This window comes from Streptococcus suis, assembly GCF_046032515.1.
GTDB classification, from domain to species: Bacteria; Bacillota; Bacilli; order Lactobacillales; family Streptococcaceae; genus Streptococcus; species Streptococcus suis_AL.
Genome location: NZ_JARQPJ010000020.1, coordinates 1 through 15,891, shown reverse-complemented (window position 1 = coordinate 15,891; position 15,891 = coordinate 1). Strand labels below are relative to the sequence as shown.

Genomic DNA, 15,891 nt, shown 5'->3' with positions numbered 1-15,891 from the left:
CTGAGATTTTATGCTATACTCTGCTTAATAAATCCTTTAAATCCTGTCCAGAGAGGCAGACAAGGAGTAGTGTGTTAAGCAGGTTAGTCGAATTACTAGCCTATATTTTCATAGTCTCCTTGTGTAAAGGGGACTTTTTTCTATATTTTTTGGAGGTCTTTATGAAGACAAAAGAAATCGTTGATGATATGACCATGAAACGGGCTATTACCCGTATCACTTATGAAATTATCGAGCGGAACAAAAATTTGGAAAATATTGTTCTTGCAGGTATTAAAACACGTGGTGTGTTCATTGCCAAGCGTATCCAAGAAAGACTCAAACAGCTGGAGGGTATTGATGTTCCACTGGGTGAATTGGATACCAAACCTTTCCGTGATGATGTAAAAGTCGAAGAAGATACGACAAGCATGACTGCTGATGTGAATGACCGTGATGTTATTTTGGTAGATGATGTGCTCTATACAGGACGAACTATTCGTGCTGCTATTGACAACATAGTGTCCTTGGGGCGACCTGCTCGCGTTAGTCTAGCTGTTTTAGTTGACCGTGGTCACAGAGAACTACCTATTCGAGCGGACTATGTTGGGAAGAACATTCCGACTAGTCGTTCGGAAGAAATCATCGTTCACATGGCTGAAATCGATGGTCAGGATTCTGTCCTTCTGGTTGAAGGTGCATAGTCGCTTCGTTTACAAATTCTCATTCTACATCTAGATCATAAAGGTAGGTATCGTCATGACAATTACAAATGGTAAAGTTTCACTTAAACACTTGGTTACAATGGAGACCCTCTCAAATGAAGAAGTATTGGGACTCATTCAACGTGGTATTGCTTTTAAACGCGGTGAAAAGGTAGAGTTGGATCGGAAGTACTATGCTTCTAACCTTTTCTTTGAGGATTCAACTCGGACGCATAAGTCTTTTGAAATGGCGGAGCTTCGTTTGGATATGGGAATGATTGACTTTGATGCTCGTACCAGCTCAGTCAATAAGGGTGAAACCTTGTATGATACCATTTTGACCATGTCGGCCTTGGGGGTCGACATCTGTGTCATTCGTCATTCTGAAGTAGATTACTACAAGCAGTTGATTGATAGTCCGACCATTCAGACATCGATTGTCAATGGTGGTGATGGTTCTGGGCAACATCCAAGTCAGTCCTTGCTTGACTTGATGACTATATATGAAGAATTTGGAACTTTTGAAGGCTTGAAGATTGCCATTGCAGGTGATATTACACACTCACGGGTTGCCAAGTCCAATATGCAAATTTTGAAACGTCTGGGAGCTGAGATTTTCTTTGCTGGACCGGAGGAATGGTACGCAGAGGAATTTGATGTCTATGGTCAGCATTTGAATATTGATGATATTGTGGAAACGGTAGATGTACTGATGTTGCTCCGTGTGCAACACGAGCGTCATGATGGTGATGGTGGCTTTTCTAAAGAAACTTATAACCGTTTGCATGGTTTAACAGAGGAGCGCTACAAACGCTTGAAAGATACTGCAATTGTTATGCATCCGGCTCCTGTCAATCGCGATGTTGAGATTGATGATTCTCTAGTTGAAGCACCCAAATCACGTATTGTCCGTCAAATGCAGAATGGGGTATTTGTCCGGATGGCGATTTTGGAAGCAATTGTCAATGGCAAGGCTTAAAAGTAAGCTGTTCAGGTACCTTAGAACTGAGCAGTTAGAAATTTGTTAGACTTATCTTATTTAATGTCGCTCAGAGAGGCGACGAATAGAAAGGAGAAGGGGTGTTCTGTTGCTCGGATTTGTAACTGAATTCGGGCTACGGACTGGGTCAAAAAGATAGTTTTTCCTCGAACGCAAGCGTTCTTGGTCAAACTCCTATTTTGACTGTGTCCGCTTAACGCCCTTAATATCTTATTATTATGTCAAAAAGACGTTTAATTTTGGAAGACGGCACTATTTTTGAAGGGGAGGCCTTCGGTGCTGATATTGATGTGACTGGTGAGTTGGTTTTCTCAACTGGGATGACAGGTTATCAGGAATCTATCACGGACCAGTCTTATAATGGTCAGATTTTAACCTTTACCTATCCCTTGGTAGGAAATTACGGGATTAACCGTGATGATTACGAGTCGATCAAACCGACTTGTAAGGGAGTGGTTGTTAGCGAGTGGGCTCGTCGAGCAAGTAACTGGCGTAACCAGATGACTTTGGATGAATTTTTAAAGGCTAAGAAAATTCCAGCAATTTCTGGAATTGACACACGCGCCCTAACTAAAATTATTCGTCAGCACGGGACCATGAAGGCGACATTGGCAAATGTTGGTGATTCCGTTGAGCATTTGACAGACCAGTTGAGAGCGACTGTTTTGCCAACCAACAACATCCAGCAGGTATCGACAAAAACAGCCTATCCTGCACCTGGAGTTGGACGTAGTGTTGTTTTGGTTGATTTTGGATTGAAACATTCTATTCTTAGAGAGTTAGCCAAGCGTGATTGCAATGTGACAGTTGTCCCTTATGATACTACTGCTGAAGAAATTCTTGCTCTCCATCCTGATGGTGTTATGCTATCAAACGGTCCTGGTAACCCAGATGATGTTCCAGAAGCTTTGGAAATGATTCGTGGGATTCTTGGGAAAATTCCAATTTTTGGCATCTGTATGGGGCACCAACTCTTTGCCAAGGCCAATGGTGCTACAACTTACAAGATGAAGTTTGGTCACCGTGGTTTCAACCATGCTGTTCGTGAAATTGCGACAGGTCGAGTGGACTTTACCAGTCAGAACCACGGTTACGCTGTTGCTCGTGAAGATTTGCCAGAGTGTTTGATGATTACACATGAAGAAATCAATGACAAATCAGTAGAAGGGGTACGCCACAAGTACTATCCAGGTTTCTCTGTTCAATTCCACCCAGATGCTGCACCTGGTCCACATGATGCCAGCTATTTGTTTGACGAATTTATGGAATTGATGGATTCGTTTAAAAAAGGGCAGTAAGGTTTAACTAATATCGAGCTAAACCTTACTGCGTCGGTCAGAGCAAGTCGGACTTCATGCTAACGCATGTGTCCTCCTACGCAAAGTCCAATGGGACCTTTGCTAACGCTGACACTAGTTTAGAATTTCAATTATTATCGAATTGAGATTCTAAACGTCGGACTTATCTTATTTAATGTCGCTCAGAGAGGCGACGAATAGAAAGGAGAAGGGGTGTTCTGTTGCTCGGATTTTGTAATTGAATTCGGGCTACGGACTGGGTCAAAAAGATAGTTTTTCCTCGAACGCAAGCGTTCTTGGTCAAACTCCTATTTTGACTGTGTCCGCTTAACGCCCTTAATATCTTAAAATTATGCCAAAACGTACGGATATTAAAAAAATTATGGTGATTGGGTCTGGTCCGATTATTATCGGTCAGGCTGCGGAGTTTGATTATGCTGGGACTCAGGCTTGTTTGGCCTTGAAGGAAGAAGGTTATAACGTTGTCCTGGTCAATTCAAACCCTGCGACTATCATGACAGACAAGGAAATAGCAGACAAGGTCTATATTGAGCCGATTACGCTTGAATTTGTCACACGGATTTTACGGAAGGAGCGCCCAGATGCTCTCTTGCCAACCCTGGGTGGTCAGACAGGTCTTAATATGGCCATGGAATTGTCCAAGGCTGGTATTTTAGATGAGCTTGGAGTTGAGCTGTTGGGGACCAAACTGTCTGCCATCGATCAGGCAGAGGACCGCGACCTCTTCAAACAACTCATGGAAGATCTCAATCAGCCTATTCCTGAATCAACCATTGTGACGACAGTTGATGAGGCTTTGACATTTGCTGCTGAAATTGGCTATCCTGTCATCGTTCGTCCAGCCTTCACGCTGGGTGGTACTGGCGGTGGTATGTGTGCCAATGAAGAAGAACTGCGAGAAATTGCAGAAAATGGTCTGAAACTGTCACCGGTGACCCAGTGTTTGATTGAGCGTTCGATTGCTGGTTTCAAAGAAATTGAATACGAAGTGATGCGCGATGCGGCTGACAATGCCTTGGTCGTATGTAACATGGAAAACTTTGACCCTGTGGGAATTCATACAGGAGATTCTATCGTATTTGCCCCAACGCAGACGCTTTCGGATATTGAAAACCAGATGCTGCGTGATGCCAGTCTCAGCATTATTCGTGCTCTCAAAATCGAAGGTGGGTGTAATGTGCAGTTGGCACTAGATCCACATAGTTTCAAATATTATGTCATTGAAGTCAATCCTCGTGTATCGCGTTCCTCTGCCTTGGCATCTAAAGCGACAGGTTATCCTATCGCCAAATTAGCTGCAAAAATTGCGGTTGGCTTAACCTTGGATGAAATGGTGAACCCTGTTACAGGAACAACCTATGCCATGTTTGAGCCTGCACTTGACTACGTTGTGGCAAAAATTCCACGTTTCCCATTTGATAAGTTTGAAAAAGGGGAGCGCCGCCTTGGAACGCAGATGAAGGCAACTGGCGAGGTCATGGCCATCGGTCGCAATATCGAAGAAAGTTTACTCAAGGCCTGCCGTTCTTTAGAAATCGGTGTCTATCACAATGAAATGCCAGAACTCAGCCAAGTGACAGATGACCAATTGGTTGAAAAGATTGTCAAGGCACAGGATGATCGTTTATTCTATCTTTCAGAAGCCCTTCGACGTGGCTATACAGTAGAAGAACTAGCTCAATTGACGAAGATTGATCTTTTCTTCCTTGATAAGCTGCTTCATATCTTAGAAATTGAGCAGGACTTGGCAACGAATTTTGATAATATTGATTTATTGAAAAAAGCCAAGAAATACGGTTTTGCAGACCGCAAGATTGCGGAGCTCTGGGGCAGAACTGAATCCTACATTCGTCAACTGAGAACTGACCACAATATTGTACCCGTTTACAAGATGGTGGACACTTGTGCAGCTGAATTTGAAAGTTCAACGCCTTATTTCTATTCAACTTATGAGTGGGAAAATGAGTCCATCCGTTCGGAGAAAGAATCTGTTTTGGTGCTGGGTTCTGGCCCAATCCGTATCGGACAGGGTGTGGAGTTTGACTATGCGACGGTGCATTCTGTCAAGGCCATTCAGGCGGCTGGCTACGAAGCCATCATTATGAACTCAAACCCTGAAACAGTGTCAACTGACTTTTCAGTTTCGGACAAGCTTTACTTCGAGCCGTTAACCTTGGAAGATGTCTTGAATGTGATTGACCTTGAGAAACCAAAAGGGGTTATCGTTCAGTTCGGTGGCCAGACGGCTATCAATTTGGCAGAGCCATTGGCCAAAGCAGGCATTCCAATCTTGGGGACACAAGTGGAAGATTTGGATCGAGCAGAAGACAGGGATTTGTTTGAAAAAGCCCTGAAAGACCTAGGTATCCCACAGCCACCAGGTCAAACCGTAACCAATGAAGAGGAAGCTCTAGAGGCGGCCCGCAAAATTGGTTTCCCGGTACTTGTTCGTCCTTCTTATGTCTTGGGCGGTCGTGCTATGGAAATTGTCGAAAATGAAGCGGATTTGCGTTCTTATATGAGAACAGCGGTCAAGGCTTCGCCAGAACACCCAGTTTTGGTGGATTCTTACATCGTCGGTCGTGAGTGTGAAGTGGATGCCATTTCAGATGGTAAGGATGTCTTGATTCCGGGTATTATGGAGCATATCGAGCGCGCTGGGGTTCACTCAGGTGACTCGATGGCCGTTTATCCGCCACAAACCTTGTCTAAAGAGGTACAGGCAACTATTGCAGACTACACCAAACGCTTGGCAATCGGTCTTAACTGTATCGGTATGATGAATATCCAGTTTGTTATTAAGGCTGAAACGGTCTATGTCATTGAGGTCAATCCTCGGGCCAGCCGTACGGTGCCATTCTTGTCCAAAGTTACAGATATTCCAATGGCTCAGGTTGCAACCAAATTGATTTTGGGACAAAGCCTTGCGGAACTGGGTTACCAAGACGGTCTTTATCCTGAGAGCAACCAAGTGCACGTCAAGGCACCGGTCTTCTCGTTCACGAAACTAGCTAAAGTTGACAGTTTGTTAGGTCCAGAGATGAAGTCTACGGGTGAAATTATGGGATCTGATACAACGCTTGAAAAAGCACTTTATAAGGCTTTCGAGGCAAGTTATCAGCACCTAGCTGAGTTTGGCAACGTTGTGTTTACCATTGCGGATGAAGACAAGGAAGAAGCACTTGGTCTGGCTCAACGTTTCCATGAACTTGGTTATGGCCTACTGGCTACGGCAGGAACAGCTGCCTTTCTAACAGAAAATGGACTTGCTGTAACAACTGTTGGCAAATTGGGCGATGCAGCTTATCAAGATATTCCAAGTCTTGTTCGAGCAGGTAAGATTCAGGCTATTATCAATACGGTTGGTAAAAAACGGGTGGCAGATGGTGACGGTCAAGTCATTCGAAGCTCTGCTATTGAAGGAGGAATTCCGCTCTTTACGGCCCTCGATACAGCAGAAGCTATGGTCAAAGTGCTGGAGAGCCGTAGCTTCACGACACAGGCTATATAGAAAATACTATCAGGATGAGCTTTGAGTTCGTCCTGATTTTTTGATATACTGAAGAGTATGAAAATGATTGTAACAACTAGTCTTGGGATGGATGAGGGGCTGGTCTATAGGGCTAGACGGATTGCCAGTGAACTGGGAATTGAATACAAGGAAAGAAAGAAGCAGTCGGTTGGAAAAATGTTAGGTACCTACGAGGCTGTCTTGGTTCTTTATAAGGATAAATTGATACTAGAACAGAGGGGTGGGCAGGTTTTATTTTTCCACCCAGATACTGCCATGTTGCGGATTAAGTCTGGAAGAGATCCGCTTTTAGAATTACTTGGAAAAGAAAAACAATCAATAATAGACTGTACTATGGGCTTGGGATCTGATAGCATTGTGTTAGCAAGTGCTGGTCATCGGGTGACAGCCTTGGAAAGTTCTAAGCTAGTGCACTTTATTGTGAGTCGAGGTTTACAGGATTTTGATAGTGGGCTGCAAGAGGTCAATCGAGCCATGAAATCTATCCAGACAATTTGGACAGATAGTTTGACTTATTTGAAAGGGCAAATAGATAAGTCTGTTGATGTCATTTACTTTGATCCCATGTTTTCAGAAGAAATCAAGGAATCACAAAATCTTTCTGGCTTGTCTACTTTAGCTGACAGAAGCCGTTTAACGGAGGAAATTGTATCTGAGGCTAAACGAGTAGCTAGGAAGAAATTGATTATAAAGGCTCATTTTCGAGATCAGGTCTTTGAAGAATTTGGCTTTAAACGTCATGTCAGACCCAATCAAAAATTTCACTACGGAGAAATTATTTTGGAGGAGGAAGTATGAAAATTATCGTAACAGGCTTTGATCCCTTTGGTGGCGAGCCTATTAACCCAGCCTTGGAAACAATCAAATCTCTACCTAAGACCATTGCTGGTGCAGAGATTATTCTTGTAGAGATTCCGACTGTTTTTGACAAGGCTGCGGATGTTTTAGAGGAGAAAATGGCAGAACATTTACCTGATGCGGTACTATGTATTGGTCAGGCTGGTGGGCGAGTTGATTTAACTCCTGAGCGTATAGCCATTAACCAAGATGATGCACGCATTCCAGACAATGAGGGGCAACAGCCGATTGATAGAACGATTCGAGAAGATGGTCAGCCTGCTTATTTCTCCACCTTACCTATCAAGGCTATGGTCGAAGCCATTCGTTCTGTGGGCATTCCTGCTTCTGTTTCAAACACCGCCGGCACCTTTGTCTGCAACCATCTCATGTATCAAGCTCTTTACTTGGCGGAGAAGCAATTTCCAAAGACTAAGGCAGGCTTTCTCCATATTCCCTTCTTACCAGAGCAGGTTGTAGACAAGCCAGGACTAGCTTCCATGTCTTTGAACGATATTGTAAGAGGAGTTGAAGTAGCTATAGGAGCGATTGTTGAATATAGGGATAAAGAGGATATTAAAAAGGGTGGTGGCAGTACACATTGATGAAAAATATTATGGAAGCAAGAAAACGTGTAGAGGAAATGGAAAAAATATTTAACAGACAGCTAGAGCTGAACCAGTCCCTTTCCGATAGTCTGGCACAACTCAACCAGGAACAATCGACTTATTTACAGTTATTAGATTATTACCAGAGCCAGACCTATATGGAAGATCTTGATTTATCTAATAAGGGTTATTTCAATGGTATTCCTTGCGGAGTATTGAGTGAAGATGGAGTCTATAATTTACTGTTTGACCGTACAAATCTAGCAAGTCAACTGAGAGAACTAGCAGATATGCTCGAACAATAAAATTTTTTAAAACCTGTCAAGTTTTTTTCTTGACACCCTGTTAAAGTGTGGTATAATAGAACATGTGCTAAATAGCTCTGCTATTTCACCGAATAAAAATACAAAGAAAAGAGAACATTTAAAAATGGCAGTAAAAATCCGTTTGACTCGTATGGGTTCTAAAAAGAAACCTTTCTACCGTATCAACGTTGCAGACTCACGTGCACCACGTGATGGTCGTTTCATCGAAACTGTTGGTACTTACAACCCACTTTTGGCTGAAAACTCAGTAACTCTTAAAGAAGAGCGTGTACTTGAGTGGTTGGCAAAAGGTGCACAACCATCTGATACAGTTCGTAGCCTTCTTTCAAACGCTGGCGTATTGAAGAAATTCCACGAGCAAAAATTCTCTAAATAAGAACAGTAAGCGAGAACACTTATGGACATGATTGAAAATCTCATTATTGCGATTGTGAAACCTTTGATTTCACAGCCTGATAGCTTGACAATTAAAATTGTTGATACACCTGAATTTTTAGAATATCATTTGGATTTGGATAAATCTGATATTGGACGTATCATTGGGAAAAAAGGACGCACAATTTCTGCAATCAGAACGATTGTCTATTCTGTTCCAACAAGTGATAAAAAAGTTCGTTTAGTGATCGACGAGAAAGAATAGAAAGTCACCGTTTGGTGGCTTTTAACTTAGACAAAGGGGCATAGCCCCTTTTTAACATGTAGAAAGGGAGAAAAGATGAATCTGATTTGGACCTATTTGAAAAAATATCCTAAGTGGATTGCCTTAGACTTGTTGGGGGCCTTCTTGTTTGTAGTGGTAAACTTGGGGTTGCCGACTTTCTTGGCTAGGATGATTGACCAAGGAATTACAAAGAACGATGTTAGTCAGCTCTATTTCTGGGCGGGGATGATGGGATTAATTGTCCTGCTCGGGATTGTTGGTCGAGTGACACTTGCCTATGTAGCTGGAAAATTGACTACAAATATCGTCAAAGATATTCGAAATGATCTGTATGAGAAAATTCAGGACTACTCTCATCATGAATATGAGCAGATAGGTGTTTCTTCTCTAGTTGCTCGTATGACAAACGATGCTTTTGTGCTGATGCAATTCTCTGAAATGGTCTTGAAACTAGGTATTATTACCCCCTTGATGATGGTTGCTTCTGTCATCATGACCTTGGTAACCAGTCCGAGCTTGGCCTGGACAGTAGCAGTAGCCATGCCGTTTCTAGTTTTTGTTATTTTCTACGTGGCAACCAAAACTCGTCCTCTTTCTGAAAAACAACAGAAACGATTGGACACCATTAACCAGTATGTTCGTGAAAATCTCATGGGCTTACGTGTCATTCGTGCCTTTACTCGTGAGGAGTTTCAAGAGGAGCGCTTTGAGTCGGTCAATGAGGAATATACCAATATTTCCAAAAAGCTCTTTAATCTGACTGGATTGACAGAGCCTCTCTTTGTTCAGATTATCATTGCCATGATTGTGGCCATTGTCTGGTTTGCCCTGCCTCCATTGAAAGATGGCAATCTGCAGATTGGTGATTTGGTTGCCTTTATTGAATACAGTTTCCATGCGCTTTTCTCTTTCTTGCTCTTTGCTAACTTGTTTAACATGTACCCACGTATGTCGGTATCGAGCCAACGGATTCAGGAAGTCTTGGACATGCCCATTTCCATTTCTAAGAATGAAGATGGGATTACTGAAACAGACACTCGTGGTTATTTGGAATTTGAAAATGTAACTTTTGCCTACCCTGGTGAAACGGAATCGCCTGTTCTCCACAATATTTCATTTAAGGCTAAGCCTGGTGAAACCATTGCCTTTATTGGTTCAACAGGTTCTGGTAAGTCTTCCTTGGTCAACTTGATTCCACGTTTCTATGATGTGACACTTGGTCGTATCTTGGTGGACGGTGTGGATGTCAGACGCTACAATCTAAAGGCACTCCGCAGCAAGATTGGCTTTATTCCGCAGAAAGCTCTGCTATTTACCGGAACTATCGCGGAAAACTTAAAGTACGGTAAGATGGATGCTAGTCTTGCTGAACTTCATGATGCGACGGATGTGGCTCAGGCTAAGGAGTTTATCGAGAGTAAGGAGGAGAAATTCGACACCCATCTAGCAGAAGGTGGAAGCAACCTGTCAGGCGGGCAAAAGCAACGTTTATCCATTGCGCGTGCTATTGTCAAACAGCCCGATATTTATATTTTTGATGATTCTTTCTCAGCTTTGGATTATAAGACGGATGCAATTTTGCGGAGTCGTTTGAAAGAAGTGACGGAAAATGCGACGGTCTTAATCGTTGCACAACGGGTCGGAACCATTATGGATGCAGACCAGATTATCGTGCTGAACGAAGGTGAAATCGTTGGTCGCGGTACCCACAATGAATTGATGGAAAGCAATGAGATTTATCGTGAAATTGCCAATTCTCAGCTTAACCGTCAATCGCTGACAGAAGAATAGGAGGACTTATGAAGAATAAATCAGTATTTACTCGAGTTTGGGACTATTTGCGTCGTTACCAATCTTCTGTATTTTTAGCCGTTTTTCTAAAGACCATTAGCGCAGTTATGAATGCCTTGGAACCCTTTGTATTGGGACTTATCATTACTGAATTGACCAAGAATTTGTTGGATATTGCTAATGGGGTAGAGGGGGCGCAGATAAATGTTTCCTATATCGGCGTCATGCTTGGTCTGTACGCATTCCGTGCCCTCATGTATGAAATCGGCGCCTATGGTTCCAACTATTTTATGACAAAAGCAGTGCAGGGAGCAACCAAGGAATTGCGTCAGGATTTGAGCCACAAAATTAACAAAATTCCTGTTTCTTACTTCGATAAGCACCAGTATGGCGACCTGCTGGGGCGTTTTACCAGCGATGTGGAGACTGTTTCAAACGCCCTGCAACAAAGTTTTCTCCAGCTAGTCAATGCTGTTCTGACCCTCTCTCTAGCCATTTTCATGTGTTTCTGGTTGGATGTATCCCTAGCACTTGTAGTCGTAACCTTGGTTCCAGTGACCTATTTTGGTTCTAAGTTTGTCATGGGCAAATCCCAGCCATATTTCAAGCAACAGGCTGATGCCCTAGGTCGTTTGAACGGCTTTGTCCAAGAAAATCTCACAGGCTTCAACGTCCTCAAACTCTACGGTCGTGAAGAAATTTCTACAGAAGAGTTTCGCCAGATTACCGCAGATTTGCAGGAAGTTGGTTTCAAGGCTAGTTTCATGTCTGGTTTGCTCATGCCCCTGGTACACGGCTTTTCAAACATCGCCTATGTAGTCGTGGCCTTACTTGCTGGTCTGAAAGTTCTTGCAGGTACATTGACGGTCGGTAATATGCAGGCCTTCGTCCAATACGTCTGGCAGATTTCTCAGCCAGTCCAAACCTTGACCCAATTGGCACCACAGTTGCAGTCTGCAAAATCCTCCCTTGAACGCATCTTTTCAGTCTTAGATGAGCTTGACGAAGAAGACGCCAATGCACTAGAGTTGACAGAAAGTCTGACAGGACAAGTCAGCTTTGAACAGGTCGAATTTGGCTATTCAGAAGACAAGCCGCTTATCCGTAACTTTAATCTGGATGTTCAACCCGGTGAGATGGTGGCTATCGTTGGACCAACGGGGGCAGGTAAGACTACTCTTATCAACTTGCTCATGCGTTTCTACGATGTCACATCAGGTGCTATCAAGGTAGATGGGCAGGATATTCGAAATCTTTCTCGTCAATCCTACCGTAGTCAATTTGGCATGGTCTTGCAGGATGCTTGGCTCTATGAAGGGACCATCAAGGAAAACCTGCGTTTTGGACGTCTGGATGCGACGGATGAGGAAATTGTGGAGGCTGCTAAAGCTGCCAACGTTGACCACTTTATCCGTACCCTGCCTGGCGGTTATAATATGGAAATGAACCAGGAATCCAGCAATATTTCCCAAGGTCAGAAACAGCTTTTGACCATTGCGCGTGCCTTGTTGGCGGATCCTGCTATTCTGATTCTTGACGAAGCGACTTCTTCAGTTGATACCCGTTTAGAACTCTTGATTCAAAAGGCCATGAAACGGTTGATGAAAGGGCGGACAAGTTTCGTCATCGCTCATCGCTTATCTACCATTCAGGAAGCTGATAAGATTTTGGTCTTGAAAGATGGGCAGATTATCGAACAAGGTAACCATGAAAGTCTTTTGGCAGACAAAGGTTTCTATTATAATCTGTATCAAAGTCAGTTTAGTGAATCCAAATAAAAAAACGAACTCCCTTGTCAGTGACAGGGAGTTTTCTCATATACATGTTTGTGAAAATTAATAGGAAATTTCGGATAATAGTCCCTCGGCGGTAGTGGTTGGGAGGATGCGGACACGATTGAGAGTCAGTAATCCGTCACTAGCAGAAGCCAAGCCGTTGTTAGTAGTCACACCAAGTTTGTAGCCAGCTTGTTCAGTTAAGGCTACTGTATCTGCTGAGTATCGTCCACCAGGGTAGGCGATAGCGATGGTTTCCTGATTTAATTGGCTGTCAAGATAGGCTTTAGAGGAAGTAAGTTCATTTGTTTGATCCTCAATAGAACTATACTCTAAATCAGGATGGTTGACGGTATGCCCTTGGAAGGAGAGCCCTGCGGTCTGCATTTCCTTGATTTGATCAAGAGTAAGGTGCCCTGCTTGTCCATATTCAGTAAACCCTGTAATGACATTGTTGGTTGCCTTCATTTGATATTGCTTAAGCAATGGATAGGCATAACTATAAAAATCCCAGAGGCTATCGTCAAAGGTTAGCCAGACAACCTTTTTGCCAGCAGGAAGGACATTTTCTGTCAATACCTTATAAGCCTCTTCAGGTGATAAAGTATAGTAACCTGCATCTTGCAATGCTTTTAGATGACTTTCGAAAGTCGTTGGATCTACGATAAGATTCGCATTAGCTTCTTCCTCAGGAGCCATTACGTGAATGGCATGATACATGAGGATTGGAAGTTTGATAGGTTCAGTTTGTTGTTCCCAAATGATTTCTGTTTGTACATCACTACTTTCTGAAGTCATAACACTCGAACGGGTTGTTGTCTCTACCGTTGAAGCTTTGGAATCACTTTGCTGCTTAGATGGCTGTTTTAGAAAGATTAGAAAAATAGATAGTAGAGTCACTACTAATAATGCGCTACCAAGTAGCAGTGGCACAAGTTGTTTCTTTTGTGTGCGACTTCGACGGGCTCTTCTTGAATGTTTCATTATCTTATCTCCATAATCATATATTAAAACAATTATAACAAATTTTTTGCCAAATAGTCAGAATGTTTGTTATAATGGGAGAAATACATTTTAAAGGAGAGCACATGGTAGTTAAGATAGGATTATTAGGATTTGGAACCGTTGCGAGTGGTGTGCCATTTTTATTAGAAGAAAACCAGGAAAAAATAGAGAAAGCCGCGCATGATAGTATTGAAGTTGCTAAGGTTTTGGTCAAGGATGAAGCAGAAAAAGACCGTCTCTTGGCTGCAGGTCATGACTATCATTTTGTAACAAATATTGATGAGATTTTAGCTGATGAGGACATTGCTATCGTCGTTGAGCTGATGGGACGTATTGAGCCAGCAAAAACATTTATTACACGTGCCTTGGAAGCAGGCAAGCATATTGTAACAGCCAATAAGGATTTACTTGCTGTTCATGGTAGCGAATTGCGTGCCCTGGCTGAAGAGAAAGGTCTTGCGCTTTATTATGAAGCTGCAGTTGCAGGTGGTATTCCAATCTTGCGTACCTTGGTTAACTCATTGGCTGCTGATAAGGTGACTCGTATCCTCGGTGTATTGAATGGTACTTCAAACTTCATGTTGACCAAGATGGTTGATGAAGGCTGGACTTACGAAAAAGCTCTTCAAACAGCACAGGAACTTGGTTATGCAGAATCTGACCCAACAAATGACGTTGAGGGAATTGATGCAGCTTACAAGGCTGTTATCCTCAGTCAATTTGCTTTCGGGATGACAGTTGATTTTGAACACGTAGCACACAAGGGTATCTCAAATATCACGCCAGAAGATGTAGCAGTGGCACAAGAGTTAGGCTATGTCATCAAACTTGTGGGTGATATTCAAGAAACTGCCTCTGGTATTGCTGCCGAAGTATCTCCAACCTTCCTACCGAAAAATCATCCACTTGCAAGCGTGAATGGTGTGATGAATGCTGTATTTGTCGAATCTATCGGCATCGGCCAGTCTATGTACTATGGACCGGGCGCTGGGCAAAAACCGACTGCAACAAGTGTTATGGCTGACATTATTCGTATCGTTCGTCGCTTGAAAGACAATACTATCGGCAAAGCTTTTAACGAATATAGCCGCCCACTTCAATTGGCAGCCCCAAGCGATGTGAAGAGCGAATATTATTTCTCAATTGATGCGCCTGATAAAAATGGAAAAATGCTTCGTTTAGCAGAAATCTTCAATTCTGAAGAAATTTCCTTCAAGCAAATTCTGCAACAAGCTGCAGATGGAGAAACAGCCCGCCTAGTGATTGTGACCCATGAAATGAGTAAGACTCAGTTGGAAAATGTAACAGACAAATTGAGTAAAGAAATAGACTTTACTGTCTTAAATACATTTAAAGTACTGGGAGAATAAGCAATGAAAATTATTATTCCAGCAACTTCAGCTAATATCGGTCCAGGATTTGATTCAGTAGGTGTTGCCCTTTCGAAATATCTAACGATTGAAGTATTTGAAGAGACTGATGAATGGGTGATTGAGCACAATCTTGAACATGTTCCATCAGACAAGAACAATCTTTTGATCAAGACAGCTTTAAAGATTGAAAAAGGATTGCAGCCGCATCGTATCAGAATGATTAGTGACATTCCCTTGGCGCGTGGTTTGGGTTCATCCAGTTCCGTTATCGTAGCTGGTATCGAATTGGCTAATCAATTAGCAGGTTTGAATATGACAGCGGATGAAAAATTGCTCAAAGCTACAGAAATTGAAGGACATCCTGATAATGTAGCCCCAGCGATTTTTGGTAATTTAGTCATCTCTAGCTATGTTAATAAGAGAGTACAGGCAGTTGTAACAGAATTCCCAGAAGCAAGTTTTGTTGCCTTTATTCCAAACTACCCACTGCGTACGGTTGAAAGCCGAGGTGTACTGCCTTCTCAGATGGGGTACAAGAAAGCAGTGGCTGCTAGTGCCATTGCCAATGTGGCTATTGCAAGTTTGATGGCAGGTGATTTGGAAAAGGCAGGAAAAGCCATTCAGTCAGATATGTTCCATGAACCATTCCGTCAGCTACTTGTTAAGGAGTTTTGTCCAATCAAGCAAACTGCACAGGAGTTGGGAGCCTATGCAACCTACTTGTCAGGTGCCGGTCCAACAGTGATGGTATTAGCGCCCAAAGATAGGGAGGACGCTATTGTTCTAGCATTAGAGGAACTAAATCTAGACGGAACTGTCCACCGCCTTCAAGTAGATACCAAAGGGATTGCTATTGCATAGATAGTGAGAATCTATCATTTGCAAAAGTAAAAATGTTTATTTTGGGCTCTTTGTCAACTGTAGTGGGTAGATGAAAAGCTAACACCTAGAGAGGACGAACTTCGTTCTCTCTTTCTTTAT

The 15,891-nt window shown here is 42.7% G+C and carries 14 protein-coding genes; 13 read left to right on the top strand and 1 reads right to left on the bottom strand.

Annotated elements, in window-relative coordinates; all coding sequences use genetic code 11:
• Positions 1–161: 161 nt before the first annotated feature.
• From pyrR to P7J49_RS08930, 11 genes are all read left to right on the top strand, one after another.
• Complete coding sequence (gene pyrR, locus P7J49_RS08980; RefSeq protein WP_024376075.1) at positions 162–683, top strand: bifunctional pyr operon transcriptional regulator/uracil phosphoribosyltransferase PyrR; 522 nt, start codon at positions 162–164, stop codon at positions 681–683.
• A gap of 55 nt (positions 684–738) precedes the next feature.
• Positions 739–1,662, top strand: a complete 924-nt coding sequence (locus P7J49_RS08975; RefSeq protein WP_002939139.1) for an aspartate carbamoyltransferase catalytic subunit — start codon at positions 739–741, stop codon at positions 1,660–1,662.
• Positions 1,663–1,901: 239 nt separating this feature from the next.
• Positions 1,902–2,981, top strand: a complete 1,080-nt coding sequence (locus tag P7J49_RS08970) for a carbamoyl phosphate synthase small subunit (RefSeq protein WP_024388785.1) — start codon at positions 1,902–1,904, stop codon at positions 2,979–2,981.
• Positions 2,982–3,333: 352 nt separating this feature from the next.
• Complete coding sequence (carB, locus tag P7J49_RS08965) at positions 3,334–6,513, top strand: carbamoyl-phosphate synthase large subunit (protein ID WP_408570482.1); 3,180 nt, start codon at positions 3,334–3,336, stop codon at positions 6,511–6,513.
• Between the two features lie 63 nt (positions 6,514–6,576).
• Positions 6,577–7,332, top strand: a complete 756-nt coding sequence (locus tag P7J49_RS08960) for a class I SAM-dependent methyltransferase (protein WP_012775077.1) — start codon at positions 6,577–6,579, stop codon at positions 7,330–7,332.
• On the top strand, positions 7,329–7,976 hold the full coding sequence (gene pcp, locus P7J49_RS08955; RefSeq protein ID WP_029188455.1) for a pyroglutamyl-peptidase I: 648 nt from the start codon (positions 7,329–7,331) through the stop codon (positions 7,974–7,976). The genes P7J49_RS08960 and pcp overlap by 4 nt, the downstream gene beginning before the upstream one ends.
• Positions 7,976–8,284 (top strand): DUF4298 domain-containing protein, encoded by a 309-nt coding sequence (locus P7J49_RS08950; RefSeq protein ID WP_024383553.1) that lies wholly within the window; start codon positions 7,976–7,978, stop codon positions 8,282–8,284. The genes pcp and P7J49_RS08950 overlap by 1 nt, the downstream gene beginning before the upstream one ends.
• Positions 8,285–8,408: 124 nt before the next feature.
• The gene (gene rpsP, locus P7J49_RS08945; protein ID WP_002940682.1) at positions 8,409–8,681 is read left to right on the top strand and encodes a 30S ribosomal protein S16; all 273 of its coding nucleotides are present in this window, start codon (positions 8,409–8,411) and stop codon (positions 8,679–8,681) included.
• Between the two features lie 21 nt (positions 8,682–8,702).
• A complete protein-coding gene (locus tag P7J49_RS08940) occupies positions 8,703–8,945 on the top strand; it encodes a KH domain-containing protein (protein WP_002940680.1) in 243 nt (80 codons plus the stop codon).
• Positions 8,946–9,020: 75 nt separating this feature from the next.
• Positions 9,021–10,757, top strand: a complete 1,737-nt coding sequence (locus tag P7J49_RS08935; RefSeq protein ID WP_408570481.1) for an ABC transporter ATP-binding protein — start codon at positions 9,021–9,023, stop codon at positions 10,755–10,757.
• A gap of 8 nt (positions 10,758–10,765) precedes the next feature.
• Positions 10,766–12,535 carry an ABC transporter ATP-binding protein gene (locus P7J49_RS08930; protein ID WP_408570480.1) on the top strand — a complete coding sequence of 590 codons (1,770 nt, stop codon included), beginning with the start codon at positions 10,766–10,768 and terminating at the stop codon, positions 12,533–12,535.
• A gap of 57 nt (positions 12,536–12,592) precedes the next feature.
• Here P7J49_RS08930 and P7J49_RS08925 read toward each other — a convergent pair whose 3' ends face one another.
• Positions 12,593–13,516, bottom strand: coding sequence for a polysaccharide deacetylase family protein (locus P7J49_RS08925; RefSeq protein ID WP_408570479.1), 924 nt, complete (start codon positions 13,514–13,516; stop codon positions 12,593–12,595).
• Between the two features lie 104 nt (positions 13,517–13,620).
• On the opposite strand from P7J49_RS08925, the gene P7J49_RS08920 reads away from it, so the two are divergent.
• Together P7J49_RS08920 and thrB are read left to right on the top strand one after the other, a co-directional pair.
• Positions 13,621–14,907, top strand: coding sequence for a homoserine dehydrogenase (locus P7J49_RS08920; RefSeq protein ID WP_408570478.1), 1,287 nt, complete (start codon positions 13,621–13,623; stop codon positions 14,905–14,907).
• 3 nt (positions 14,908–14,910) lie between these two features.
• Entirely contained in the window at positions 14,911–15,771 is an 861-nt protein-coding gene (thrB, locus tag P7J49_RS08915; RefSeq protein WP_105156924.1) for a homoserine kinase, read from the top strand.
• Positions 15,772–15,891: the final 120 nt, after the last annotated feature.

Coding starts and splice junctions, on each gene's coding strand:
- P7J49_RS08940 (WP_002940680.1), top strand. CDS start 8,703: ATGGACATGATTGAAAATCTCATTATTGCGATTGTGAAACCTTTGATT.
- P7J49_RS08970 (WP_024388785.1), top strand. CDS start 1,902: ATGTCAAAAAGACGTTTAATTTTGGAAGACGGCACTATTTTTGAAGGG.
- P7J49_RS08935 (WP_408570481.1), top strand. CDS start 9,021: ATGAATCTGATTTGGACCTATTTGAAAAAATATCCTAAGTGGATTGCC.
- P7J49_RS08920 (WP_408570478.1), top strand. CDS start 13,621: ATGGTAGTTAAGATAGGATTATTAGGATTTGGAACCGTTGCGAGTGGT.
- P7J49_RS08950 (WP_024383553.1), top strand. CDS start 7,976: ATGAAAAATATTATGGAAGCAAGAAAACGTGTAGAGGAAATGGAAAAA.
- P7J49_RS08975 (WP_002939139.1), top strand. CDS start 739: ATGACAATTACAAATGGTAAAGTTTCACTTAAACACTTGGTTACAATG.
- P7J49_RS08930 (WP_408570480.1), top strand. CDS start 10,766: ATGAAGAATAAATCAGTATTTACTCGAGTTTGGGACTATTTGCGTCGT.
- carB (WP_408570482.1), top strand. CDS start 3,334: ATGCCAAAACGTACGGATATTAAAAAAATTATGGTGATTGGGTCTGGT.
- P7J49_RS08925 (WP_408570479.1), bottom strand. CDS start 13,516: ATGAAACATTCAAGAAGAGCCCGTCGAAGTCGCACACAAAAGAAACAA.
- P7J49_RS08960 (WP_012775077.1), top strand. CDS start 6,577: ATGATTGTAACAACTAGTCTTGGGATGGATGAGGGGCTGGTCTATAGG.
- thrB (WP_105156924.1), top strand. CDS start 14,911: ATGAAAATTATTATTCCAGCAACTTCAGCTAATATCGGTCCAGGATTT.
- pcp (WP_029188455.1), top strand. CDS start 7,329: ATGAAAATTATCGTAACAGGCTTTGATCCCTTTGGTGGCGAGCCTATT.
- rpsP (WP_002940682.1), top strand. CDS start 8,409: ATGGCAGTAAAAATCCGTTTGACTCGTATGGGTTCTAAAAAGAAACCT.
- pyrR (WP_024376075.1), top strand. CDS start 162: ATGAAGACAAAAGAAATCGTTGATGATATGACCATGAAACGGGCTATT.